18 protein-coding genes are annotated in these 25118 nt (G+C 44.0%); 12 read left to right on the top strand and 6 right to left on the bottom strand.

Annotation, left to right across the window (positions count from 1 at the left end):
• Positions 1-230 precede the first annotated feature (230 nt).
• The 3 genes from nagA to MOJ78_RS17730 all read left to right on the top strand — a co-directional run bounded on the left by nagA (position 231) and on the right by MOJ78_RS17730 (position 2310).
• Positions 231-1409 carry an N-acetylglucosamine-6-phosphate deacetylase gene (gene nagA / locus MOJ78_RS17740; RefSeq protein WP_304978655.1) on the top strand — a complete coding sequence of 393 codons (1179 nt, stop codon included), beginning with the start codon at positions 231-233 and terminating at the stop codon, positions 1407-1409.
• Positions 1410-1524: 115 nt separating this feature from the next.
• Positions 1525-1722: a hypothetical protein gene (locus MOJ78_RS17735; RefSeq protein WP_304978654.1), complete on the top strand. Its 198-nt coding sequence runs from the start codon at positions 1525-1527 to the stop codon at positions 1720-1722.
• Between the two features lie 126 nt (positions 1723-1848).
• Positions 1849-2310 carry a GNAT family N-acetyltransferase gene (locus tag MOJ78_RS17730; protein WP_370529738.1) on the top strand — a complete coding sequence of 154 codons (462 nt, stop codon included), beginning with the start codon at positions 1849-1851 and terminating at the stop codon, positions 2308-2310.
• 449 nt (positions 2311-2759) lie between these two features.
• Here MOJ78_RS17730 and MOJ78_RS17725 read toward each other — a convergent pair whose 3' ends face one another.
• Positions 2760-2957 (bottom strand): hypothetical protein, encoded by a 198-nt coding sequence (locus MOJ78_RS17725; RefSeq protein WP_304978652.1) that lies wholly within the window; start codon positions 2955-2957, stop codon positions 2760-2762.
• Between the two features lie 188 nt (positions 2958-3145).
• Between MOJ78_RS17725 and MOJ78_RS17720 the strand changes: the two genes are divergently transcribed.
• A complete protein-coding gene (locus MOJ78_RS17720) occupies positions 3146-4309 on the top strand; it encodes a DEAD/DEAH box helicase (RefSeq protein ID WP_370529737.1) in 1164 nt (387 codons plus the stop codon).
• A 158-nt stretch (positions 4310-4467) separates the two neighbouring features.
• Here the strand turns inward: MOJ78_RS17720 and MOJ78_RS17715 are convergent, their stop codons facing one another.
• The 3 genes from MOJ78_RS17715 to MOJ78_RS17705 form a co-directional block, all read right to left on the bottom strand.
• The gene (locus MOJ78_RS17715) at positions 4468-5487 is read right to left on the bottom strand and encodes a C40 family peptidase (RefSeq protein WP_304978650.1); all 1020 of its coding nucleotides are present in this window, start codon (positions 5485-5487) and stop codon (positions 4468-4470) included.
• A gap of 32 nt (positions 5488-5519) precedes the next feature.
• Positions 5520-6686: a DUF819 family protein gene (locus MOJ78_RS17710; RefSeq protein WP_304978649.1), complete on the bottom strand. Its 1167-nt coding sequence runs from the start codon at positions 6684-6686 to the stop codon at positions 5520-5522.
• A gap of 105 nt (positions 6687-6791) precedes the next feature.
• Complete coding sequence (locus tag MOJ78_RS17705) at positions 6792-7109, bottom strand: DUF3870 domain-containing protein (RefSeq protein ID WP_304978648.1); 318 nt, start codon at positions 7107-7109, stop codon at positions 6792-6794.
• A 258-nt stretch (positions 7110-7367) separates the two neighbouring features.
• On the opposite strand from MOJ78_RS17705, the gene nagE reads away from it, so the two are divergent.
• The 8 genes from nagE (at position 7368) to murQ (ending at position 19227) form a co-directional block, all read left to right on the top strand.
• A complete protein-coding gene (gene nagE / locus MOJ78_RS17700) occupies positions 7368-9287 on the top strand; it encodes an N-acetylglucosamine-specific PTS transporter subunit IIBC (protein WP_304978647.1) in 1920 nt (639 codons plus the stop codon).
• A 375-nt stretch (positions 9288-9662) separates the two neighbouring features.
• The gene (locus tag MOJ78_RS17695) at positions 9663-11372 is read left to right on the top strand and encodes a serine hydrolase domain-containing protein (RefSeq protein ID WP_304978646.1); all 1710 of its coding nucleotides are present in this window, start codon (positions 9663-9665) and stop codon (positions 11370-11372) included.
• Positions 11373-11406: 34 nt separating this feature from the next.
• Positions 11407-13524, top strand: a complete 2118-nt coding sequence (locus MOJ78_RS17690) for a glycoside hydrolase family 3 protein (RefSeq protein ID WP_304978645.1) — start codon at positions 11407-11409, stop codon at positions 13522-13524.
• A 100-nt stretch (positions 13525-13624) separates the two neighbouring features.
• Positions 13625-14896, top strand: coding sequence for an exo-beta-N-acetylmuramidase NamZ family protein (locus MOJ78_RS17685; RefSeq protein ID WP_304978644.1), 1272 nt, complete (start codon positions 13625-13627; stop codon positions 14894-14896).
• A gap of 207 nt (positions 14897-15103) precedes the next feature.
• Positions 15104-16372, top strand: coding sequence for an ABC transporter substrate-binding protein (locus MOJ78_RS17680; protein WP_304978643.1), 1269 nt, complete (start codon positions 15104-15106; stop codon positions 16370-16372).
• Positions 16373-16433: 61 nt separating this feature from the next.
• Entirely contained in the window at positions 16434-17390 is a 957-nt protein-coding gene (locus MOJ78_RS17675) for a carbohydrate ABC transporter permease (RefSeq protein WP_304981300.1), read from the top strand.
• 13 nt (positions 17391-17403) lie between these two features.
• Positions 17404-18228 (top strand): carbohydrate ABC transporter permease, encoded by an 825-nt coding sequence (locus MOJ78_RS17670; protein ID WP_304978642.1) that lies wholly within the window; start codon positions 17404-17406, stop codon positions 18226-18228.
• Positions 18229-18294: 66 nt separating this feature from the next.
• Positions 18295-19227 carry an N-acetylmuramic acid 6-phosphate etherase gene (gene murQ / locus MOJ78_RS17665; RefSeq protein WP_370529736.1) on the top strand — a complete coding sequence of 311 codons (933 nt, stop codon included), beginning with the start codon at positions 18295-18297 and terminating at the stop codon, positions 19225-19227.
• A gap of 66 nt (positions 19228-19293) precedes the next feature.
• Here the strand turns inward: murQ and MOJ78_RS17660 are convergent, their stop codons facing one another.
• The gene (locus MOJ78_RS17660; RefSeq protein WP_304978641.1) at positions 19294-22650 is read right to left on the bottom strand and encodes a GH36-type glycosyl hydrolase domain-containing protein; all 3357 of its coding nucleotides are present in this window, start codon (positions 22648-22650) and stop codon (positions 19294-19296) included.
• Between the two features lie 216 nt (positions 22651-22866).
• Entirely contained in the window at positions 22867-25032 is a 2166-nt protein-coding gene (locus MOJ78_RS17655) for a glycoside hydrolase family 3 N-terminal domain-containing protein (protein WP_304978640.1), read from the bottom strand.
• Positions 25033-25118: the final 86 nt, after the last annotated feature.

Below are 25118 nucleotides of genomic sequence, written 5' to 3'. Positions count from 1 at the left end.
ACCAATTGGTAGCGGCTTAAATGGGTTACTCTCTGAATAGTTGGGAAATAGAGCGGCGATCTGTCTTTGGGTCGCCTTTTATAAATTGAACAGATACGGCGCATGTGATCTGTTCAATTTATAATTTAAAAACTGACGTTAAAAAGTAAATCCTCGTTCGATATACAAAAGCTCCAAAATGATATAATTACGATAGAATGAATCGGAGTCATAATTGATAGGGTGGTAATATGCAAAGCACAGTACTGACAAATGCTCGTATTGTAACTGAACCAGTAATCGAAAACGGCTTTGTCTGGATAAAAGGTGAACGAATTTACAAGCTCGGAGACATGGAAGAATGCCCATCATTGGAAAAGTCAGATCTCGTTATTAATTGTGAAAAAGGAGAATGGGTCATCCCTGGCATGATTGATGTCCATATCCACGGTGCAGGCGGAAGTGATGTGATGGATGCAACACCGGACGCGCTTGAAACGATGACGAGACTCTTGCCTGAAGAGGGGACGACCTCTTTTTTAGCGACGACCTTAACGAGTTCAAAATCGAATATTGAAGCTGCTTTAAAAAATACGGCGGAATATGTCGATGGAAAAAATAAACCCGGCCAGGCAGAAATTGTCGGGATTCATTTAGAAGGTCCTTTTATCAATAAGGAGAAAAAAGGGGCACAGCCAGAGGAGCATATCATTGAACCAAACATAGATCTGTTTGATGAGTGGCAGCGTCTTTCTAATCATTTAATAAAATTAGTCACATTGGCACCCGAGCTGGATCGTGATCACGCGCTCGTTCGCCATTTAGTTAAAACCGGTGTGATCGCCTCGATGGGTCACACGAGTGCGGATTATGATGAGGTTCAGCATGCTGTTCAACACGGGTTGTCTCATGTTACCCATTTATACAATGCGATGACGGGAGTACATCATCGGGATCCTGGTGCAGCAGGAGCAGCCCTGATCATGGATGAACTGATGGTGGAAATCATAGCGGATGGGATCCATGCACATCCGGAAATGGCGAAGCTCGCTTTTCGGTCAAAGGGTTCCGGGAAAATCGTATTAATCACCGATTCGATGCGAGCAAAATGCTTGAAAAATGGCACGTATGATTTAGGGGGCCAAGCGGTTCATGTGGAAGATGGGCGGGCTGAACTTTCGAATGGATCATTGGCCGGCAGTGTATTGAAGCTGTCTGAAGGACGTCGGAATATGCAGCAATGGACAGACGCAAGTATTGGGGAGCTTGTAGCCATGACATCAGAAAATCCTGCCAAAGAATTAGGGATTTTTGATCGAAAGGGCTCGATTGAGGCAGGAAAAGATGCGGATCTCGTATTGATTGGAAGCAAACAAGAAGTTCTGTTGACAATGTGCAGAGGCGAAGTCGCTTTTCAAAAAACGGAGTAGGGCAACTAGCTTTTAATTTCCATTGAAAGAAGGATAATGGTCAACCATAGAGCGAGCTATTTATTTGTGAAGCGGTATTTTGTAAAAGAATGAATTTCTGGAAGGTGTAATTGCTATGAAATCACAATTAAAGAATATTTTATTTGGTATTGTAGTATTTATAATTGGTTTTTTAGTAGTGGGTTTTTTCTCTAGTTCTAAAGGAAGTAATGTTGAATTGTCCTACTTTGCTGCTATTGCATACTCTCTTTTATTTTTGGCTAGTGTTGTAACTGTATGTACTTGCATGGTCGTTAATGCTTTAAAGAAATGAGCCAATTCTTTTTCAACTAATTGGTACTAAAGTATAGGAATCTGTTTTTTGTAAAAGTTTTTTCACTACCGGAACAGGATTGTTGAAGATGAGAAATTGAACTGAATTAACGAGGAGATGTTATTGTTGGAGACAAAAATAACGTTTAGGTTAGCAAATGAACATGATTTAGGGCGAATCGTAGAAATGCTTGCTGATGATAAATTAGGAAATAAGAGAGAGCGTTACGAGCAACCACTCCCGGAATGTTACTTAAAAGCGTATCAGGCTATAGCATCTGACCCTAACAATGAGTTAGTCGTTGCTTGTCATGGAAATGAAGTTATCGGTGTGCAGCAAATTACATTTACACCCTATATAACACATCAAGGCGGATGGAGAGCGACAATTGAGGGAGTAAGGACATCATCTTCTGAACGTGGGAAAGGGGTAGGAACTCAACTGATTCGTTGGGCAATTCAACGGGCGAGAGTGCGTGGGTGTCACTTGGTTCAACTCACAACAGATAAAAAGCGGGAAGAAGCCTTGCATTTTTATGAACATTTAGGTTTTAATGCCACACACGAAGGCTTGAAAATGAAACTTTAAAACTCAATCTAGTGCTATTCTAAACTCAATTGCAAAATGAGTGTACTAAATAGACGGATTCACCTTTTATCGCGAGAACGCTTTGAATCATCGTCCGCTTTTTGGCTGAAATCGATATTCTTATAAAATTGATTGATCCCCAAAGCGCTGAAAAGAAGCAGTATCAATCCTCCAAAAATGGATCCAAACCACATTACCCTGGATTCCCGACTCATACCAATCACCTCTGGATATACTTTTCCCATAACAACAAGAAAACATGAAGAATTTTAAAATTTTATTTTACACGTTAAGAAAGTATTAATACTTTCTATAGTATAAGGCTCAGCCTGCGCCAAGGCTTGGCCATGCCAAGTTTTCTTTATAATGTTTCTGCTGAATTCAAGAAAGACTGTTTTTCGATACACAGAAGACCCAGCCTGCGGGCTAGGTCTTTTCACATTGTTTAACTATGATCTAGGATGGTTTGCTTGATTCTTTTTATAAATATTCGAGCCCGATTCGAAATAATCCCGCCATCTTTTGTTTTCATCTTCAAGTAGTTTGTTTTCATTCAACAGACTATCCAATTCATCTAAAAGTGCACGATTCATATCAACTGCTTTTTTTACCATTTCCTTCATTTTTTGGCGATCATGATCATTCATTATATCCCACCCTTTTTCACTATTATCATATTCTTCGATTGCATCACTGGATTTTCGCCCTTATCCAACAGATTGCTATTTGAATTATTGGCACTTTCATTTCAAGCAAGCATCTCCCGGTCATTTGGCAGATGTTTTTCTGATTACACATATTGATAAATCTTGGACTAGGCTATAATAAGGGTGAGGTGAACGAATTGAAGGATTTCACAGCGTTAGGTTTAAAACAGGGGCATATTGAAAAATTACATAAACAGAGAATTACCGCACCAACACAAATACAGCAGGAAGCGATTCCGCTGTTACGCATGGGGAAGGACGTTATTGCACAAGCACAGACTGGATCTGGGAAAACCATTGCCTTTTTACTGCCGATTCTTGAAAAAATAGATCCTGAGAGTACGCATGTCCAAGCGCTGATCATTGCACCGACACGTGAGCTTGCAATTCAAATTACAGCAGATTTAGAGCGGATTTCAGATGATGATAACGTTCTTGCCGTTTACGGCGGCCAGGATGTCGACCAGCAAATTCGACGATTGAGCGGTGCGATTCAGATTGTGATCGGAACACCTGGGAGGCTGCTTGACCATATTCGGAGAGGGACGATTGATTTATCGAACGTTTCGATGCTTGTTTTGGATGAAGCAGATCAAATGTTGCATATCGGGTTTTTAAAAGAGGTGGAGTCGATCATTGATGTGACACCAACCACCCGGCAGACTGCACTTTTTTCCGCAACGATTTCAAGTGAGATACAAGAGCTGGGACGCACCTATATGAATAATCCTCACTCCATTCAAGTGCAAGCAGAGTCTAAGGTCGTCGAAGATATTGAGCAGTTTGTTGTAGAAACGACCGACCGACAAAAGCAACAGGCACTTTGTAAAACGATAAAGGAGCTTCAGCCGTTTTTGGCGATCATTTTTTGCCGAACAAAACGTCGAGTCAGCAAGCTGAACGAGAATTTACTTTCGCAAGGGTATTTGACAGATGAACTACATGGTGGTTTATCCCAAACGAAGCGAGAGGACGCCATGCAACGATTCCGTGAAGCGAAGGTCCATCTACTGATTGCGACAGATGTGGCAGCTCGGGGATTGGACGTCGAGGGAGTCACTCATATTTTTAACTATGATGTCCCACAGGATGTTGAGAGCTACATCCATCGTATTGGCAGGACCGGAAGAGCAGGAGAAACGGGTGTTGCGGTTACATTCATTGCCCCGAAGGATCGAACAGCGATTGACATGATTGAAAAAGGGATCGGGAATAAGATACCTCGCAAAACCATTGATGTGAAGCAAACTCCTTTTTCCAATCATGGTCGGAAAGCGAAGCGGGGTCGATAAACAGATTGCAAGTGTTCTTACGATGGAGTGGCACTTCTTGGCGACGGAATTGTTCTAATTCATCATAGCTTTTTGGGACTGTTGAATTATCGTCATCAATGGTTGAATTAACCAAAACCCCCGGATTTGCTGAAAATCCGAGGGTTTGCGCCATTGAATTAATCCCAGTATCTTCTTGCGCCTGCATATTCCTCACCGTAACCCGGTGCATCGTAATCATCGATTCGAACGGTGCTGCTCGTGTTCGGGGAATGGATCATTTTTCCGTCTCCTATATACATGCCCACGTGATGCACACGACCTTCTCCATTGTTATAAGCAAAGAAGATCAAATCGCCCGGCTGCAGGTTTTCACGGGCTACCGGTGTCCCATGTTTCGCTTGGACAGAAGAGTCACGCGGGATCGTAATTCCGTTCGTTTTAAAAACGGTATGTGTAAATCCGGAGCAGTCAAATCCGAATCCAGACATACCCGCCCATAAATAAGGCAAGCCTAGGAATTTCTTTGCGGTTTCGAGCATGTCGGCCGCGGTAGGTTTTCGAATATCCTCTTTAGACTCATAAACATCTACATCCTGTTTTACGAGCCATTTTGCCCCATCACTCGGTGTCATCACCAGAACCATGTCGCCGTTTTCATTTAAAACAGGAAGACGTGTATTCATGCTGATTTCCATGAATTTTGCTGATTTTCCCTTGTCATCATATAGCCAGGTAGTCGGTTCTGTAACAAGTGCGAATGGAAGACGATCAACCATTTGACCAAATGACTTTCCGTCAGTCAATTGCCTTTTCGGCACCCAACCTGGATAGCCGAATTCATTTCGCGGAGTCGGTTGTTCATGTGCGGCAACTTTCATCCAGTCTCCTCGTTCTTCTAAAATGGTAACCTTTGAACCGAGCAATGCCTGGGTCTCCAGGTTCCCGACAAGCCAAAGCTTTTCTTCATATGTCATCTTGCTTGTCCATTCATGTAAGTCAACTGGATTTGTCGCGGAGGGTTCATCTACAGGTCGTAAAAGATCAGGCTCAACCCAAAATGTAGCCGCCGCAACGTCAACATACGCTGTATCCGGTTCATAATCTTGTACACTTTTTGCAAACGCCGTATTACTTGCCAAGGACGCAACAAGAATGATTGATAGGAACACAACAATCCATTTCTTTACGAGATTCATAGAATTCTCCTTTCTATTTTCAAAAATATAACTTACAGGGCTGACAAAATGTTTGCGGTCAGGATACCGAAGTAGGTCCCAAGTAAACTGCCGAGCACCGCCATTAAGATACCGATTGGAATCAAGGAGCGATGGAATGCACCTGCTAAAATCGGTGCAGACGCTACCCCGCCAATGTTTGCAAGTGAAGCCACTCCCAATGTAAATAAATCAAGCTTAAATACTTTTGCTAAGAGGAACATGAAAATACCATGGAAGAATAAGATCATGAACCCTGAGATGATGTAGATCGGTGCTTGGAAAAGCTGTGAAAAATCAGCATGGGAAGCAATCAATGCAATGACGATATATAGCATCACTTTCGAAATTTCCAACGAACCAGGAACCTTCGCCACTTTTGTCATTGCGAGTATGATTCCGACTAGAGATGCAAAAATGATCGTCCAAGTCGTGCTATTGACGGCTGTTCCGAGCTCAGGCAAATTATTTCCGAGTTTCGCCCCGAGTACTGAAACGAAAATGGCCAATGCCAAAAGGCTGAGCATTTCGACAAAACCGATCCCGGATTGTTCATTTTCCTCAGTCGTGGCGGAAATTTCTGCTGAAACTTGATCGAGATACGTCGAATTGGATTTTGTCCAACGGTTGAAAACGCCTGCGAATGGGACGAGCCAAAACATGAACATCACCCAAAAAGAATAGTTCACTGTATCCATGATCAAGGCGTAACCGAAGATGCTTTCAGGTACTTTAAGAATATCTTGGAGAATCACCATATTAGCCGAACCACCCGTCCAGCTTGCGCTGAGGGCTGCAAATGCTTTCCAAGTGTCCGTGGCGTAGAACCCTTTTAGCAAGATGTATGTAATCGTAAATCCTGCAACTATGCTAAAGGAGGCGGCAAAGAATGCCCCAAGCATTTTCGGTCCAAGTCGGATGATTTTCCGCAGATCACAATGCAGCAGCATAAGCATCAGCATTGCTGGTAACAGTAGTCCTCTTACCATCCCGTATGCTGCATCGTTCGATTCTGAGTCAGCGAAGACACCGAATGTTTGTAACAATGCTCCTGCCAGGTAGATCAATACGATACCCGGCACATACTTGAAAAACTTTGAATGGCTCCGCTTTTCCGTAATGGCAATGACAGCGGTAATGACTAATAATACACTGACGTACATCATTCCATCCTGAATCATTCACCTAACAACTCCCTTCATAAGTTTTAGTGAATAAAAAAACAGCTAATAGGACCATGGATAGTCCAATCAGCTGGATTTCCTCTGAGCAGCCAGAAGAAGCAACTATTGTTGACAAATTTGTTGATATTTAATGCTAGCATTTTTGAATGCTACGACTAATGCCTTTTGGGACGAGCCGAAATAACGGGTCTCAATCGTTCTGGAAACACTTTCTACATCCTCGATAGATTTCCCGATGAAAAGCGATTTGACGAATTTCGATGTGAGAGGAATGGTTGAGGAGCAGTCAGCATCGACAATCAATCCATTTTCTCGATCGATGACAAGTCCGATAAAAAATGCATTGTATTTTTGAGTAATCGGATTATTGGACGCTGTTTTCGCATCTCCGATTATATAAATGGTAGATTCGCTATGCATGTCATTCCTCCTAAGGGCAAAACGCAGGTATTATGAGAGGTGTTCATTTGTCAGATGAACAGTCATCATAATAGGCGCTCGGACCTTCAGGAGTATTGTAATATAGGTGGAGGGTTTTCTCAATATTCAATCTATTCATTTTTGAAAAATAGGTCCTTGTTATCAGATAAGTGTTTTTGGACTAAACGTATGCTTTTCCAAATAAATTTATGATATGATATTTTCTGAAAATTAAAATAAATTAAAGGAGTGAAGAAAATGCTTGGATTTTTGCAGCGTATTGGTAAGTCGCTTATGCTTCCGATTGCCATCATGCCTGCTGCAGCCCTTTTGCTGCGGCTAGGGCAAGATGACATGTTAGGTATTTCATTCGTAGCGGCAGCTGGTGGCGCCATCTTTGATAACCTGCCGATATTATTTGCGATTGGGGTTGCCATCGGATTATCAAAGGATGGAAACGGAGCTGCAGGTCTCGCTGGAGCGATTGGTTACTTTGTATTGACCCAAGGGACTAAGGCTATTGATGAGAATATCGAAATGGCATTTCTTGGCGGGATTTTATCAGGTGTCGTAGCAGGGCTCCTCTACAACCGCTTTCATGAAACGAAGCTTCCGGATTGGCTCGGATTCTTTGGCGGAAGGCGGTTTGTTCCGATCATAACAGCAGGGGTAATGGTCATACTTGCAGGTATTTTCGGCTTCATTTGGCCGCCGATCCAAGAGGTGATCAATGCCTTAGGCCAATGGATCATCGATGCAGGTGCTGCTGGTGTCGGAATTTACGGTGTTGTGAATCGATTGCTGATACCGTTAGGATTGCATCATGTAATCAATAGCCTTGTCTGGTTCGTATTCGGGGAATATAACGGAGCGACTGGTGACTTACACCGTTTCTTTGCCGGCGACCCAGACGCGGGGATCTTTATGGCAGGCTTCTTCCCGATCATGATGTTTGGTCTTCCTGCAGCCTGTTTTGCGATGATTGCTGCAGCTAAAAGGGAACAGAAGAAGGCGGTCACAGGAATGTTGGCCGGGCTTGCCTTTACTTCATTTCTGACTGGGATAACTGAGCCGATCGAGTTCTCATTCATGTTCTTATCTCCATTGCTTTATGGGGTGCATGCATTATTGACGGGAAGCTCGATGGTTGTCACCTACATCCTTGATATCCATCATGGTTTCGGGTTTTCGGCGGGAGCGATCGACTTTTTCTTGAACCTCGGTCTTGCTCAAGGTGAATGGGTGCTCTTTTTAATCGGACTAATATATGGAGCTCTTTATTTTGTCCTCTTCTATTTCTTGATCGTCAAATTGGATTTGAAGACACCTGGCCGTGAGGATGAAGAAGAGAGGATTTCAGAGGACGCTCTTCAAGAGCATGGTCACTTAGATCAGCCATCTGGAAGTAAATATGACACGATGGCCTATCACTTTTTAAAAGCGTTAGGCGGACAAGACAACATCAAAGGGATTGACAATTGTGCGACCCGCCTCCGGCTACAGGTTACAGACATGGGACGAATCAATGAAAGGGACTTGAAAAAGCACGGTGCAAAAGGAGTAATGAAGGTCAACAATACGAATCTACAGGTGATTGTCGGCACGAATGTTGAATTTGTAGCGACATCGATGCAACGACAGATGGAAAAGGGAACAACAGCACATCAGCCTGTATCGAATGAAACGGATCAAATCAAAACTAATACGACAAAATCGAAACTCGGGGAAAATGATTTTTCGGTACCTATTGATGGAAAAATAATTCCTATAACGGAAGTGGACGACCCGACATTTTCGGAAAAAATGATGGGCGACGGTTTTGCAATCGAACCGACTGGGTCAACCGTCTATTCACCTGTCGATGGAAAGGTCGTCAACTTGTTCCCGACGAAACATGCAATCGGAATCGAATCGGACCAAGGTTATGAAATCCTCATCCACGTCGGATTGGATACAGTGGACTTGAAGGGGCAAGGCTTTCAAAGCTATGTTAAATCAGGGGACGAGGTCAAGAAAGGTCAAAAGCTGCTGGATCTCGACCTATCGTATATTCGAAGCAATGCCCGTTCAGCTGTAATTCCCATCGTCTTTACGAATCTGGATGATCAAGGGAGAATAGTTCTTAAGAAAATGGGCTACGCAAGGCAAGGAGACATAGGAATCATCGAAATTCAATAATATTGCGAAGAATGGATGACAGACCCGCCGGCTATGGCGGGTCTGTTTTCATATACAGGCTTCCAGTCCTCAAAAATGAGTTCCGCAGTAAGCATTGAAATTAAAATAAAATTTCTAAAAAGACTATAAAATAGTGTCATAAAATTTCAAAAATAATTAATTAGCCCCAATTCGAAGGTCTTATTTAACGGCATTGTTTCCGTTATCAGGGTCTTCAGTGGCATAGACAACCTTATTTGGGCTTAGGTAAGCTACTAGTACATTATGAAAACCCTTTCAAGATTTGGCGGAAGAAGGTGGAGAGTCGAAACAAACGTAAATAGAACGATCATCGATTGCTTTCCGAGACAAGATTGCTGAAAAAAGGAGGAATCTATGAAAAAGAAATCATTATTGTTTACGCTTGCAGCTTTGATAGGAACATCCGGACTGTTTATAGGAGGTGCAGGTACTATGGCAGAAGAAGGGCAGCAGCCTCATCCGACAATAAAACAAAAGCCGAATAAGCCCATCCAGCAAAAACAACCACACCCAACGTTTTCATGGGGAGAACCAGGACCCATTTCTCCCGTATTGCATCCGGGTTCTGCACGTGGTTCCGGGATGAATGCCCAACCCCTCAACGAAATCGATCAAGTGATGAATACGATGATTGAAGACGAGGTCATGCCCGGTGCTGTTACTTTCGTAGCAAGAAGGGGGCATATCGTTAAATATGAGGCGTATGGTTACGCTGCCCAGTTCACGGATGACAGCAAAAAAGAAATGGAAAACCCGATAGAAATGTCGAAGGATACGATCTTCGACTTAGCCTCCATCAGTAAAATCTTCACTACGACTGCGGCAATGAAGCTTTATGAGGAAGGATATTTTGAATTGGATGATCCTGTTGCGAAATACATTCCGGAATTTGCACAGAATGGAAAGGATGACGTGACAATCAGACAATTGATGACCCATACCTCCGGATTCAAAGCATGGATTCCGCTCTACACACAAGGTAAAAGTCGTGAAGACCGCTTACAAATTGTGTTTGAATATCCTCTTGCCAATGCACCAGGAACAACCTATACATACAGTGATCTTAATATGATAACACTTGGTGCACTCATCGAACGACTATCCGGTCAACGACTTGATCGATTTGTAAAAGAAAAGATCACGGAACCCCTAGGTATGACTGACACGATGTATAACCCACCTCTAGAATTGAAACATCGCATCGCTGCAACCGAATATCAGCCATGGACAGACCGCGGACTCGTTTGGGGTGAGGTCCATGATGAAAATGCATGGTCATTAGGCGGGGTGGCAGGTCACGCAGGTGTTTTTTCAACAGCTGTGGATCTTGCGAAACTTGCCCATATGTACACCAACAATGGACGTTATGGTGATAAACAAATCCTGCAACCTGAAACGGTACAGTTGTTAGCAGAAAACCAAATTCCTGAGTTTCCAGGAGATGACCATGGGCTTGGATGGGAGATCCAGCAAGGCTGGTTCATGGATGCGCTATCCTCAGAATCTACTCTCGGACACACCGGTTATACCGGTACATCCATCGTCGTTGATCGAAACAACTCAACGATTGCGATTCTATTGACCAATCGGGTCCACCCTACACGAAATACCGTTTCTACGAATCCTGCTCGACGTCAGTTTGCTAGAAAAGTAGCCGATGCGATACCGGTTCCGATCGAAGGTAACGAGTCCACATGGTTCTCTGGATACGGGGATCGTTTACATCGTTCACTTACTGGCGAAATCGATCTATCAGATGAGGCGACACTGTCCTTCAACTCTTGGTACCGTATTGAAGCGGGCTATGACCTCGGTTTTGTAGAGGTATCAAGCGATGGCGAAAACTGGGAGACGGTAGAGGAACCGATGACAGGCGGCAGCAATTGGCATGAAGTTAATGTCCATTTGCCGTCAGACACTGAGTATGTGAGGTTCCGATACGATACGGATGGATCTGTCAATGGACGAGGCTGGTACATTCAAGACATCAAGGTAACTCTATCAACCGGTCAAGTGATCGAGCCCCATTTTTCGGGGAACGGCTGGGAGCTTCGAAACGATTAACGCAGGCATCAAATTTTTCAAGGAGGGAGATCGAATGAATCGATTCAATAAATCCGTCTTGCTTTCACTTCTCGCTGCTGTCATTTTGTTAGGTCAAATCTGGTTCCTGCAACCGTCCAGGTCTGCGAAAGCTGCTGGATCGGGCGACATCCAAGACTTGATCATTTTACAAAACGTATCCGATGTAAAAGCGGAGGGAAAGGATGGACAGATCCAGTTAAATGCACTGCATGTCTATACGGCAGGTCATTTTATGACAACATCAAAAAATCTTGCTTGGATATCCACAAACAAAAATGTCGCTTCCGTTGATGAAGATGGTACCGTCGAGCTTACTGGCCAAAATGGACGGACATTCATCAAAGTGACGGACGGCGTATACGAGGACCGCATCGGAATCCATTACAAAGCAAGTGGAAAAGAAGGGCCAGGGAAGCCTGATGTATATCCAGTCATCATCAAGCAAAAGGGTGACCGTTATAACATCATCCAACAAGCGATTTCAAAAATGACCGTTGAGGAAAAAGTCGGACAAATGCTGATGCCGGATCTCCGTACATGGGATGGTGAGGATGTGACGGAAATGCTCCCGGAAATTGAACAGCTTGTTGATGAATATCATCTTGGGGGAGTCATCCTTTTCCGTGAAAATGTCGTAACGACAGAGCAAACAGCCCGACTCGTTTCCCAATACCAGAAGGCTGCCGGTCAATTCGGGATGCTGATGACGATTGACCAAGAAGGTGGGATTGTGACCCGCTTGCAATCGGGTACAGATATGCCTGGTAACATGGCTCTTGGTGCGACTCGATCAACGGAACTGGCGGAAAATGTCGGTAGAGTGATCGGCGAAGAGTTGGATGCACTCGGGATCAATATGAACCTTGCACCCGTGTTGGACGTGAATAACAATCCGGATAACCCTGTCATCGGTGTCCGTTCATTCGGGGAGGATCCGCAGCTTGTTGCTAATATGGGTGTCGCCTATATTAAAGGATTGCAAAGTACCGGGGCATCCGCGACGGCAAAGCATTTTCCAGGACATGGCGATACATCGGTTGATTCACATCTGGGACTGCCAGAGGTTCCTCATGATAAAGAACGCCTTTTAGCAGTCGAGCTTTACCCTTTCCAAAAAGCGATGGAAGCAGGTATCGATGCGATCATGACTGCACATGTCACGTTTCCGAAAATCGATGATACGAAAATAATTTCCAAAAAAGACGGGACTGAAGTCTCCCTTCCGGCAACACTTTCCCATAAAGTTTTGACCGGGTTGGTTCGGGAGGAAATGGGCTTTGATGGTGTCATCATTACGGATGCATTGAACATGGGAGCAATTGTGGATCATTTCGGTACCGTTGATGCTGCAATCCGCGCTGTGAAGGCAGGTACGGACATCGTCCTGATGCCAGTCGGACTTGAAGAGGTCGCCGGCGGTTTGGTTAATGCTGTTGAAACTGGTGAGATCACTAAGGAACGGATCAATTCAGCAGTAGATAGGATTCTGACGTTAAAAGTGAAGCGTGGAATCATCAAGACGGAAACCCAGCAGCCGATTAAAGAAAAAATCGCAAAAGCTTTAAAAGTCGTGGGCTCCAAAGAGCATAAGCAGGTTGAGAAGGAAGCCGCTGACCAATCAATCACGCTTGTAAAAAATGAAGGTGTCCTGCCGTTGGGCGGGGAGCCGGAGGAAAGCATCGTTATCGTCGGTAGAAGTTACATCACTAGTTTAGGAGATGCGGTGAAAGCCCGCCATGAAAACACGATGGTCATTCGGACACCATCTTCTTATGAGCTGTCTGAAACGGAAATGGAACAAGTTCGGAATGCGGATAAAGTAATTGTCGGTACGTACAGCTACAGTGTATCAACGCGATTACCTGATCACCCACAAATGGAGATGGTCCAAAGAATAATGGAGGAGACCGAAGCCCCTGTCATTGGTGTAGGAATCCGAAATCCGTATGATATCATGGCCTACCCGGAAGTTGATGCGTATATCGCACAATACGGTTTTAGGTCAGCAAGCTTTGATGCCACAGCTGCAACGATGTTCGGAGCTAATTCTCCTGTCGGAAAGTTGCCTGTAACAATTCCGGGCTATGATGGCAATGTGTTATATCAATACGGACATGGCTTGACCTACTAGCAGTACCATCAATACCGATCTTCCTCATAGAAAACACTGTTTATGACTTAAATCAAATCGGGGAAGTTCATTCAATTTTTAAAAATCGGGAGGGATTGTGTTGAAGAAATGGTTAGTCTTGATGATCACATCGGTTCTTGTACTTTCATCCCTAACGGCAGCGTTTGCAGATCAAGGGAATGAAGAGGTTCAGAAAAAAGACAACTCAAATAACAAATTCAAATTAGGTGTTGAGGTTCTATTAGATGACCAGAAGGAATTGATCGAGGGAAAAAGGGTCGGCTTGATTACAAACCCGACTGGTGTCGATCAAAATCTGAGCAGTGTCGTCGATCTGCTTTTTAATGAACCAGGAGTTGAATTGACTGCATTGTACGGCCCTGAGCACGGGGTTCGTGGAAGTGCACAAGCTGGAGACTATGTTGAATATTACATCGATGAAGAAACGGGTCTGCCAGTTTACAGCCTTTACGGTCAAACTAGGAAACCGACACCTGAAATGCTTGAGGGCATCGATGTGCTGCTGTTTAACATTCAAGACGTCGGAACGCGTTTCTACACGTATATTTACACGATGGCTTACGCAATGGAGGCAGCGGCAGACAATGATATTCCGTTCATCGTCCTGGACCGTCCGAATCCGCTCGGTGGAAAGGCAGTGGAAGGGCCTGTACTTGATCCTGCTTATTCCTCTTTCGTTGGGTTGTATCCGATTCCGCTCCGCCATGGCATGACTGTCGGAGAGCTTGCGAAACTATTCAATGAGAAATTTGATATCGGTGCTGATTTGACGGTTGTCGAAATGAAAGGCTGGAAACGGAAGATGTATTATGACGAAACGCCACTCGAATTCGTACTTCCGTCTCCGAACATGCCAACGTTAGATACTGCTCTTGTCTATCCAGGTGCTGCACTGATCGAAGGTACGAATGTATCGGAAGGAAGAGGGACGACGAGACCATTTGAGTTGATCGGCGCTCCTTTCATCAACAGTACAGATCTTACAGCAGAACTCAATGGATTGGATTTGCCTGGTGTTGCATTCAGGGCGGCTTCCTTCACACCGACATTCTCGAAGCATCGCGGGGATTTGTCGCATGGCGTACAGATTCATGTTACCGACAAAGAAGCGTTCCATCCTGTTGAAACAGGGCTTCATTTAGTAAAAACGATCCATGATATGTACCCGGCTGATTTCGCGTTCCGTGCTGAAAACAGTTCTGGTGTTTCCTTTTTCGATAATTTGATCGGAAATGGCTGGGTCCGGGAAGCGATTGAAAACGGAGAGAGTGTCGATGATATCATATCTCGATGGCAGGATGATCTTAATCAATTTAAAGAATTACGTGAAAACTATTTGATCTATCATTGATTTTTTAAGACGGGAGTAACCTGCAGCCAACTAGATTTGGCAATGCTGCAGGTCACTCTCTATCTATTAAACTCGCACATGAAGAAGCGGGTTCGTTTTTTATCCGGTTTGAAAAATAATTACATAAAATCATCAGTGGTTTTCGTAATTATTGTGTAAGGATAAAAAATCAGATTGTTTTACCAGATTGAGGAGGGGTCTAACGTTATGAAACGAACGATGAGTATGTTCTTAATGTTCCTTTTATTGATATCGCTCGGGTTAGCCGGCTGCAATTCAGAAAGCGATTCTTCAGGGGAGTCGGAAGAAGATGGGGCTGTACTGACGATCGGGAGCTGGAGGACTGAGGATACGGCCGCTTATGAAAAAATCATTGAAGCATTCAATGAAGAACATCCTGATATCAATATCGAATTCAAGCCTTCGAAAAACACCGAATATAACACGATTTTAAACACAGCATTACAAAGCGGAGAAGGACCTGATATCATTCAGCTCCGCCCGTATGCACCAGGAATGCAGCTTGCAGAAGCTGGTTATCTTGAACCGTTGGACGATCTGAATGGAATCGATGTTTTTCCTGAAGATGTAATCGCCGCGGCAACCGCAAAGGACGGGAAGGTTTACGGTGTTCCGCTGTCACTGAATTCCGCACAAATGTTTTATAACAAAGAAATCTTTGAAAAGCATGGATTGAAAGAACCGAAAACATGGGACGAATTCATTGAATTGAATGAAAAGCTGAAAGAAGAAGGGATTATACCGATTGCTCTCGGATCGAAGGAAGGGTGGCTGCTTTCGTTGGCACATTCGATCATCGGTCCAGCTTATTATGGTGCAAATGATTTCGTCGATCAAATAACGTCAGGGGAAAAGACCTTTACAAGTGATGAATTCGTTTCTTCCATTGAAGCGATGGATGGACTGAAGCAATACTTCCCCGATAATTATGTGGGACTCGGAATGGAAGACATCCGCACGCTGTTTTTCACTGGGAAAGCTGCAATGTTCCCTCTCGGCAGCTGGGAGATCGAGGTATTGCGTGAAATGAATCCGGATCTTCAGTTAGGATTCTTCCCAATGCCGTCCGCTGTCGGAAAAGAACCGACAATGACTACGTGGGTGGACGGTTCTTACGGGCTTAACGTAAACTCCGAGCATAAAGAAGAGGCGAAGAAATTTCTTGAATTCATGGCGACTGAAAAATTCGCAAAGCTGTTTTCGGATGAATTAGCACGGATACCAGCCGTTCCGGGCGTGAAAACGAATGATGAGCTAGTGACAGCAATGGCTCAATCCTCAGAAAAATACTCAACATCATATATGATGCTCGTTCATTTCAATGAAGGTAACCCGACAACGAAGGCGACGCTCGAAACAGAGCTTCAAGGAATGTACCTGGGTGAGCGAACACCGACAGAGGTAGCCGACAAGCTTCAGACCAATGCAGAAACCTATTTCAAACCGTTTCAATAATCATTTAAAGGTTGTACAACCGAGGCTTTTTGAAAACATAAAGTAAGGGTGGCGAGGAATGATGCAGCTGGAAACGAGACCAAATGTCGATATGAAAGCAAAGCAAAAACCGGATTGGAAAAAATGGGTCATCCATCTTTTTCCGATCCCTGCCCTTGCTATATATGTCCTTTTCATCATTTACCCGTTGTTTGCGGCATTTACATATAGCTTGTTTGATTGGCAGGGAATCAAGCGTGGGGCATTCATCGGTGTAGAGAATTTCATAGCCCTATTCACGAAACAACCGTTCAATGATATGTTCTGGAATGCGTTTGAAAACAACATCCTTTACTTTGTCCTTGAAATGATCGTTCAAAATGGCATTGCATTCATACTGGCTTATATCATTTATAAAAAGGTGAGAGGGGCGGAATTTTTCAAAATCGCCTATTTCATACCAAGATTACTTTCCGTCATCATCGTCGGTTTTCTTTGGAAATTGATTCTCAATCCGAACTTTGGTGCACTGAATGTTTTGTTACATAAAATCGGCTTAGAGAGCTGGGCGAAGCCATGGCTTGGGCATCCTGATACCGCATTGATCGCGATCATCCTCGTCAACTCATGGTTCGGTCTCGGATTTGCAGTGTTGATTTTCCTTGCAGGGTTGCAGGCTATTCCCACTGATTTAATTGAAGCTGCAAGACTAGATGGTGCCAAAGGATTGACGTTGATTCGAAAAATCATTTTTCCATTGATGGTTCCGGCGTTCACGATCATAACGGTACTGACGTTCATACATGCCTTTGAAGCATTTGAACTTATCTATGCGATGGAAGGGTCGATGGGCGAGCCTTACTATTCCACCGATACGTTAGCTGTCTTTTTTTACCGACTTGCCTTTGGAGGCTCAGGCGGGGCTGGTTCAGTAGCGATTGGCCTAGGGTCAGCATTAGCAGTCGTATTGTTTACATTCATCGCAACAATTTCAGCATTTTTCCTATACGTATTACGTAAGCGCGAAGTCGAAATGTAGGAGGGAAGAGGAGATGAAAGATCACATTGGAAAACGGTCACTCTACTATATCATTGCGTATGTATTTGCTGCGATCAGTCTATATCCAATCCTGCTTATGGTTTATTCTTCTTTTAAATCAAACGCAGAACTATTCAAGAACCCTCTATCGCTTCCGAACTCTTTCAGTCTTGAAACCTATCAGAAGCTGCTCGATCAAATCCCGTTTTTCACCTACTTTTGGAACAGTGTAATCGTCAGTGTCACCTCAGTGCTGTTGGTCCTGTTTGTCGGTTCACTTGCGGCGTTCTATATGGCACGATACACATTTTGGTGGAACAACCTATTGTTTTTCTTCTTTTTATTAGGAATGATGATTCCGATCAAACTCGGAATCGTCCCCTTGTTCATGCTGATGAAAGATTTAGACTTGATCAATTCTCTATGGTCGCTCATTTTCATTTATACAGCTACCGGAATCCCTTTATCAATTTTGATCTTGACAGGTTTTTTCCGGACGATGCCGATTGAACTTGAAGAAGCGGCAAGGATTGATGGTGCCACGGATATCAAGGTGTTCTGGCATGTATTGCTTCCAATCATGAGGCCAGCACTCGGTACGGTGATGATCATCAATTTCATCCAATCATGGAACGATTTCTTTTTCCCGCTCATTTTTATAACCGATGAGATGAAGAAAACGATTCCGGTCGGGATGCTTTCACTTTTCGGAGAATATTCCGCAGACTGGGGATCATTGTTCGCTGGATTAACGCTATCGTCCTTGCCGATGATCGTCCTGTTCTTCATTGCCTCGAAACAGTTTATGGAAGGTTTGACAGCAGGAGCGGTCAAGTAATGATATTGCTTGATTAAATGGTGCATTTTTTAAAAATGCAAAAGAAACACGACCAGGAGGCACTTTATGGAAAACATGAATAAGGACATGTTGACAGAACAAAGGAATAAGCGCAGCGAAAAGTTACATACGTTATCCGTGGAAGAAATCATCCAGATCATGAATATGGAGGATCAGACAGTGGCGGCATCTGTGGAGAAAAGTATTCCGCAGGTGACTGCCGCTATTGAACGGTTGGTCGAAATCGTCAAGAATGGGGGCAGGCTCTATTATATAGGAGCAGGTACAAGTGGACGGCTAGGGATTTTGGATGCGTCCGAATGTCCGCCAACATTTGGAGTTGAACCGACCCTCGTCAATGGAATCATTGCTGGCGGGGACAAAGCGATCCGAACAGCGATTGAGGATGCCGAAGACGATGAACAAGAGGGGATACGAAATATGGAAGCAGAAGTAAGTAGCCGTGATGCAGTGATAGGGATTACATCCAGCGGACGGACACCTTATGTTATAGGCGCTATGAAGAAAGCACATGATATCGGTGCAGTGACGGTTGGATTGTCATGTAATCCAAATGCGGAGCTTAGTCGCCATGTGCAATTTCCGATTGAAGTACTCGTTGGTCCAGAAGTGGTCACAGGTTCAACCCGGCTTAAGGCTGGCACGGCACAAAAGATGGTGTTGAATATGATCTCGACGACGGTCATGATCAAGCTCGGAAAAGTGTATGGCAACCTTATGGTGAATGTACAGGCGACAAATGAGAAATTGAGAAGAAGGGTCGTACAGATCATTAAGGAAGCGACTGGTGTGAATGATACGGTTGCGAAAAGGTTGAACGGTGAAGCGAAAGGCGATGCTCGTGCCGCAATCCTCATGATCACTTTCGAAATCCCATACCAAAAAGCGATTAAAACATTAAAAGAAGTGAACGACCACTTTCCAGATGCGGTAAGGAAGTTGTCGCTGGAGAAATTCGGAACAGATCACATAGTATGATGTATTTAATTTCACTCATGAGAAAACCCTCGGACTTTTTGACTCCGAGGGTTCCTTACAAAATCGTTAGTTTTTCAGTTGAATTTCGATCATATTGTCTTCATTTTTCAATAAAGATCCTAGTTCAGTACGATCTACGACAAATCCGCCTTCTCGATATCGATTGGATACCGAACTTGCTTCCACAGAGCATCCATTTACAACAATCCGATTTTCATTTTGGTCAAGATGATAGACGATTGTAACTGGGCGGTCCATGAATCGGTACTCGAACCTCAATCCATCCAATTTCGCTGGGAGAACTGGATCGACCACAAGGTTACCGCCTTCCTGACGGATTCCAAGTGCATTCGAAATCAATTGATTCATATAGATTCCAGGGCCGCTTGAGTAGATGCGCCAACCACCTTTAACCGGAACGTTACCTTCACGCAGCTCATCAAAGCGTTCCTGCGCTTCATACCGATTATTGAATTTCCCGTCCGAGCTGCTGAAATACGTATTGCTTTGACGGTATTCCGCATTCGGCACAACGTCTTTAATTCCGATTGGGTTGATCGTTTCTAAGCCTTTCCAAACCTCCTCACTATAGCCAAGCTTAGCCATCGCTTCAACAAATCGGATGTGAGCATGAACATATTGCAACCCGATTTCTCGTCCAAAGTTCGAAGCTTGTTCGGCTCGTTTGAAATTCGTGCTGACTCCTCCGTTATAATGGGCAGGGCGATTCATCAAACGAACGCCATCCGGACAGTAAAGGTGTTCCTTGATCGTTTCGAAATGAGCTTTCGCCTGTTCAGGTGTGAAAAGCTCACTGATGATGCTTCGATTCATTGGAATCAGTCTATAATTGATTCCAGTCTCCGTATCAGTCGGATGCAGCATCAATTTAGCATCATTCGGATCTTCCATATATAAAAATCCTGGCAGCACGTCGGTTTGCAGCATGTAACGGTTAAAATCTTCTTTAATTCCATCGGCTAGAGCTCGTAGCTCACTTGCTTCGGATGGAGCTGCTTTTTCTAAAGCACGTGCTAGTTGTTCGACAACCTGATACGTTAATGCGACGGTCCAGCTGCTGACCATATATTGCTTCAGCTGTTGGTTCGCAGGCTGTAACGTGTCATCCCAATCCCCATCACCGTACGAAGATAAGAATGTATCGTGCAAGAAATGACTCTTGATATACGAAAGTTGTTTTTTAAGATGATCGAGTATCGTTGCTTTTTCCTCACTAAAATCAAAGCCATCACGTAAGGTGTATGGAACTTTTTCTTGTAAAATATCAAAATCACCTGTAGCTGTTATATAGTCACTGACAACTTTCAATGGCCAGACGATGACATCTCCATGGCTGTCGTCCTGTTGGATTTTGAAGTACTTATCGAACATGAACCATTGTGGCCAGTTTCCTTCATCTTCATATTGATGGGAATAAACCGTCTTAATGATTTCTTGAACTGTTCCGTAGTTTTGCGTTGCCAAGAAATATTCGGTCGGTCCCTGACAGACGTCTCGCGTACCCCAAGCCGCTCCACCATATTGCTCGAGGCCGTGTGGAACTGAGAAGTGTATGAGCATATTGTGGGTATACCACCAGGCCAGCGTATTCAGTTTTTCAACTGCATTAACGCTTGAATCATTCGCTGTCAGTTGAAATCCATTCATGACTCCGCGGTAAAACTCGCGATAGCGTTCGACTTCTTCATTCATGTCTTTCTGAACGAGAGGTCGTTCTTCACCGTGTAAAACACCTTGCACCGTCATCGTAAATTCACTCGAGGAACTAAGGTTCAATACAATGAGCGATGCTGAACCAGGTTCGATGTTTGAAGCTAATGCCTGCTCATCCTCTACCTCAAAGCCCGCTCCATCGATATGAAGACGATAAGAAAGGTTAGGGAATGTATCGGCACTATCGGATGACGGATCTGCGTAAAAGGAAACATCACGATCGTTTCGTTCCACTTTAAATGGTGCTTCGAATTCGTTGGTGTTCATCGTAACTTGATTCGTGATCAGGTATCGGTATGCAGTGCCGCTTTCCGACTTGACGCTGAGCGTTACGTCTGGCGAATCGACGGTCGTATAATTCGTAATCGTAAGGACATCGTTATCTATTTTATAGATCCATTTCGCGTAGTTGAAGCCTAGCTCGAATAACGAAGGCATCGTTAATAACCGATAGACACCATCGATTTCTACATGAATCCGTTGTCCAGAGGTTTTCATAATGTTCAGCGCGTTCCGAGTGTTCGATAACATTTTATTGAATGATGTGTTCCCGATGACAAGCTGGGCATTGAACACACCAACCATGTAAGACGTAGTTGTCATTACGTTTTCGTTTAATCGATCGTTTTGACCCGACATCAGGATATGTCCATGTGAGCGTTCAACGAGCAATTCTTTTTCTTTTAAAATGACATGTTCATGTGAATCGGTGAAAAATGAAAGTAGCGTGTCATCTTTGCGTTCCACATGATTTCGGCCTGGGTAGTTCCGATCGATTTCATCTTCCGTCATCGGAAGAGTTTGCAATGGTGCTCCGATTTCCGGTGAGAGGCTGACCTTTTCAACTTGACGCCAATTCGGTTCTTCAGAAGCGTTTACCTGCTCCCACGCTTCAGCAAGTTCCTTTTCAAATTCTAGTGAGGTGACGGCGTCAGGATGATCCTCTTTATATAGTCCATAAAAGGTAAAGCGGCACTTATCAGTTAGCTGAATGCGTTCCGATTGAAGCGCAACGTAAGCAAATTCATATTGATAGACTTCATTTGCTAAAACAGGCTTGTTCAATGCTTCGGGTTTATCCGTTTTTTTATACGATAACCCGAAAAATTGAAAGCCGTCCGTTGAATAGCCGGCAACTTTACTCAACGCACCTTGCTGTATATATGGAAAGCCGGTTTGTTGTGGTTGATTCTGACGTGAGCAAATCACATATCCATTCTCGGCATTTTCATAAACGGAATGGTCCATATACTGTGACATGTATGCCTCATTGGAGCGGACAGCCCCTTTATCTGCCAATCCGAGATCCTGTCCATAAATCAAGTCGATTTCAGCATCGCTGCCTTCAACTTCTACGTGCCAAAACCAGATTCCCTTTTCCGTTAAATGAAACGTAACTTGATACTGAACCGTTTCAAAGGAACCTTCCCATTTAATTTTTGAATCAGAAACAGACATCTTACTATTGGATTGAACACCGAACATTGGCGTAACCTTTATGCCCCCATCCGTTTCAAATAAACGTAAATAAAGATTATTTAAGGATCCGTCCAAAGGGTTGCTGATCAGTTGGTTGATCATGGTTGATTTATGAGTTGCCTCGTACAAATCTCCACTATTTAAAAAGGTGAAGTGAAAATCTCCTGCATTTAGTTGGAATCTAGAATCTGTCTTAGTTGTTATGGTCATCGAATTCTCCTTTGTCTATTGTCTAGCTTCAGTGCCCTGGTGTTTGGATCACCCCAGTCCCATAGGTCTCCTCGCGGTGTGCCTAAAGCGTCCTAGTTGCTAGTACAGGGCGCCTACGCTTTTATTTCACGTTAAGAAAGTATAAATACTTTCTATAGTATAAGGGCAACTACGACTCTGCTTTCGCCTTAAGGCTCGGCAATCGCCAAGTTTTCTTTATTTTATTAGTTCAAATTGTCGTGCCGTTCCGTCTTTGCTATTTGAACCGACATAGGCAACAAATGCTCCCGGATCGCTCTCGAATGAAAGATCCGAATGGTGATAACGCAGCTGTTCCTCCGTCAGTTCAAACGTAACTTGCTTCGTTTCTCCGGGCGCTACCATGATCTTTTTAAACCCTTTGAGCTCCTTTAATGGACGAACCACTTCACCTGCAACGTCACGAATATACAGTTGAACAACTTCTTCTCCCGCAACGTTTCCTGTGTTTGTTACGCTGACTGAAATGCTTAGTGGTTGTCCCGGTTTGATCGTATCGGCAGAAAGTGTGATGTCACTATATGAAAAAGTGGTATAGCTTAATCCGAAGCCAAACGGGAATAGTGGTTCATTCGGTATGTCTAAATATTGTGATACATATCGTTCCTGGGCATCCGGTGCATCCTTTGGCCGTCCGGTATTATAATTGTTGTAATAAACGGGAACCTGACCGACCGAATAAGGGAAGGACATCGTTAGACGACCGGATGGATTAGTATCACCATATAAAAGGTCAACTATCGCAGCGCCACCTTCTGTTCCTGGATACCACGCTTCTAACACAGCGTCCGTATGTTCGATTACACCATGTAAATCCAGCGGTCTACCATTGAATAGGACGGATATCATTGGTTTACCCAGCTTTTTTAAGGCAGTGATCAAGTTCAGCTGTGCTTCTGGCAAGCGGATATCTGCCAGGCACCCAGCCTCACCGCTCATGTCGGAATGCTCGCCTAAAGCTAACACGATGACATCTGCATTTTCAGCAGTGCGAAGCGCCTCGTCAATTTGCTCATTTGATCCAGTCTCGATGTCGCACCCTTTAGCAATCGATAATTGTCCAGAATCGATTCGGGTGCTGAACGCATCACTTAATTTAATTGCATCATCTTTAGAACCTAACCATGACCAAGCTCCAAGGATGTCGCCGTTATCTGCAAATGGTCCGATTAACGCGACTTTCTGATCTGCATTTAGTGGAAGTACGGATTCGTTTCTCAACAGAACACATGATTTCGAGGCGAGGTCTCGTGCTGTTTGGCGATGGGAATCCGATAATACAATCTCTCTTTCCCGTTCCTCGTTTGCGCCACGATACGGATTTTCAAATAATCCTAATTTCTGTTTTAGTTGAAGGATTCGGAGTACTGCTTCATCAATCAATGCCTCATTAACTTGTCCTTCTTTTACCAAGTCGACTAAATGATGAACGTAGCAAGGTGTCATCATTTCGATGTCAACGCCAGCTGTAATCGCCTTTTTGGCAGCTTCCTGCGTATCTTCCGCAACACCATGCGGGATCAATTCCTTAACGGCTCCCCAGTCGGAAATGAGGACGCCATCAAAGTTCCATTCGTCGCGAAGAAGGTCACGCATCAGCTTTTTATTACCCGAGGCTGGAATCCCATCGACGGTGTTGAATGCCGTCATGACCATTTCACAGCCAACATCGAGTGCGGCTTTATAGGCCGGCAAATAATACTCGCGTAACTGCCTTTCAGACATATCAACGGTATTGTAGTCACGACCGCCTTCAGGAGCCCCATATGCCGCGAAATGTTTTACACAGGCTGCAACTCGATCGTGATCTGTTTCTAATTTTTCACCTTGAAAGCCATGGACGAATGCTTCAGCAAATTGGCTATTCAAGAATGGATCTTCGCCAGTTGATTCCATCACTCGACCCCAACGTGGATCTCGGACAAGATCGACCATCGGGGCAAAGGTTACGTGGACCCCTGAAACTGCTGCCTCTTTAGCGGCAATTTCCGCACTTTTTTCAGCCGATTCTAAATCCCAGGAGCATCCGATTGCTAAAGGCACTGGAAAAATCGTTTTATAGCCATGAATAATATCAGACATGAATAACAACGGAATTCCTAGCCTATTTTCGGATAAGTGCGTTTTCTGGATGTTTATGATTTCCTTTGCACCGGATGCCCCAAGAACCGATCCGCTACTACGAATCACTTCTTCAGATATCCCCATGCTTGCCATAGGTCCAGTAATCTGACCCTCATTCGATGCGCCTTTATAAAAAGGGGTAGCTAACTGCATTAGCTGAGCAATTTTTTCATCTAATGTCATTTGGTCAATCAGTGAAGTTAAGTGGTTCTCATTCATGCACGGACCTCCATTGTTATACTTAGTTTTAAAAGAAAGTGATATTTTTAAGTTAAATTGAAACGTTTCGATAATGAATAAGTTGG

Origin of the sequence: Alkalihalobacillus sp. AL-G, from assembly GCF_030643805.1 — a bacterium.
In the GTDB taxonomy this organism is placed as follows: Bacteria; Bacillota; Bacilli; order Bacillales; family Fictibacillaceae; genus Pseudalkalibacillus.
Note: the sequence above shows the minus strand (reverse complement) of the source record. Positions and strands in the feature narration are given on the sequence as shown.

Bases quoted from the DNA above. Each gene is read 5' to 3' on its own strand.
- MOJ78_RS17655 (WP_304978640.1), bottom strand. From the start codon at position 25,032: ATGAATGAGAACCACTTAACTTCACTGATTGACCAAATGACATTAGAT.
- MOJ78_RS17715 (WP_304978650.1), bottom strand. From the start codon at position 5,487: ATGAATCTCGTAAAGAAATGGATTGTTGTGTTCCTATCAATCATTCTT.
- MOJ78_RS17695 (WP_304978646.1), top strand. From the start codon at position 9,663: ATGAAAAAGAAATCATTATTGTTTACGCTTGCAGCTTTGATAGGAACA.
- MOJ78_RS17705 (WP_304978648.1), bottom strand. From the start codon at position 7,109: ATGCATAGCGAATCTACCATTTATATAATCGGAGATGCGAAAACAGCG.
- murQ (WP_370529736.1), top strand. From the start codon at position 18,295: ATGGAAAACATGAATAAGGACATGTTGACAGAACAAAGGAATAAGCGC.
- MOJ78_RS17680 (WP_304978643.1), top strand. From the start codon at position 15,104: ATGAAACGAACGATGAGTATGTTCTTAATGTTCCTTTTATTGATATCG.
- MOJ78_RS17675 (WP_304981300.1), top strand. From the start codon at position 16,434: ATGCAGCTGGAAACGAGACCAAATGTCGATATGAAAGCAAAGCAAAAA.
- MOJ78_RS17670 (WP_304978642.1), top strand. From the start codon at position 17,404: ATGAAAGATCACATTGGAAAACGGTCACTCTACTATATCATTGCGTAT.
- nagE (WP_304978647.1), top strand. From the start codon at position 7,368: ATGCTTGGATTTTTGCAGCGTATTGGTAAGTCGCTTATGCTTCCGATT.
- MOJ78_RS17660 (WP_304978641.1), bottom strand. From the start codon at position 22,650: ATGACCATAACAACTAAGACAGATTCTAGATTCCAACTAAATGCAGGA.
- MOJ78_RS17725 (WP_304978652.1), bottom strand. From the start codon at position 2,957: ATGAATGATCATGATCGCCAAAAAATGAAGGAAATGGTAAAAAAAGCA.
- MOJ78_RS17735 (WP_304978654.1), top strand. From the start codon at position 1,525: ATGAAATCACAATTAAAGAATATTTTATTTGGTATTGTAGTATTTATA.
- MOJ78_RS17710 (WP_304978649.1), bottom strand. From the start codon at position 6,686: ATGATTCAGGATGGAATGATGTACGTCAGTGTATTATTAGTCATTACC.
- MOJ78_RS17690 (WP_304978645.1), top strand. From the start codon at position 11,407: ATGAATCGATTCAATAAATCCGTCTTGCTTTCACTTCTCGCTGCTGTC.
- nagA (WP_304978655.1), top strand. From the start codon at position 231: ATGCAAAGCACAGTACTGACAAATGCTCGTATTGTAACTGAACCAGTA.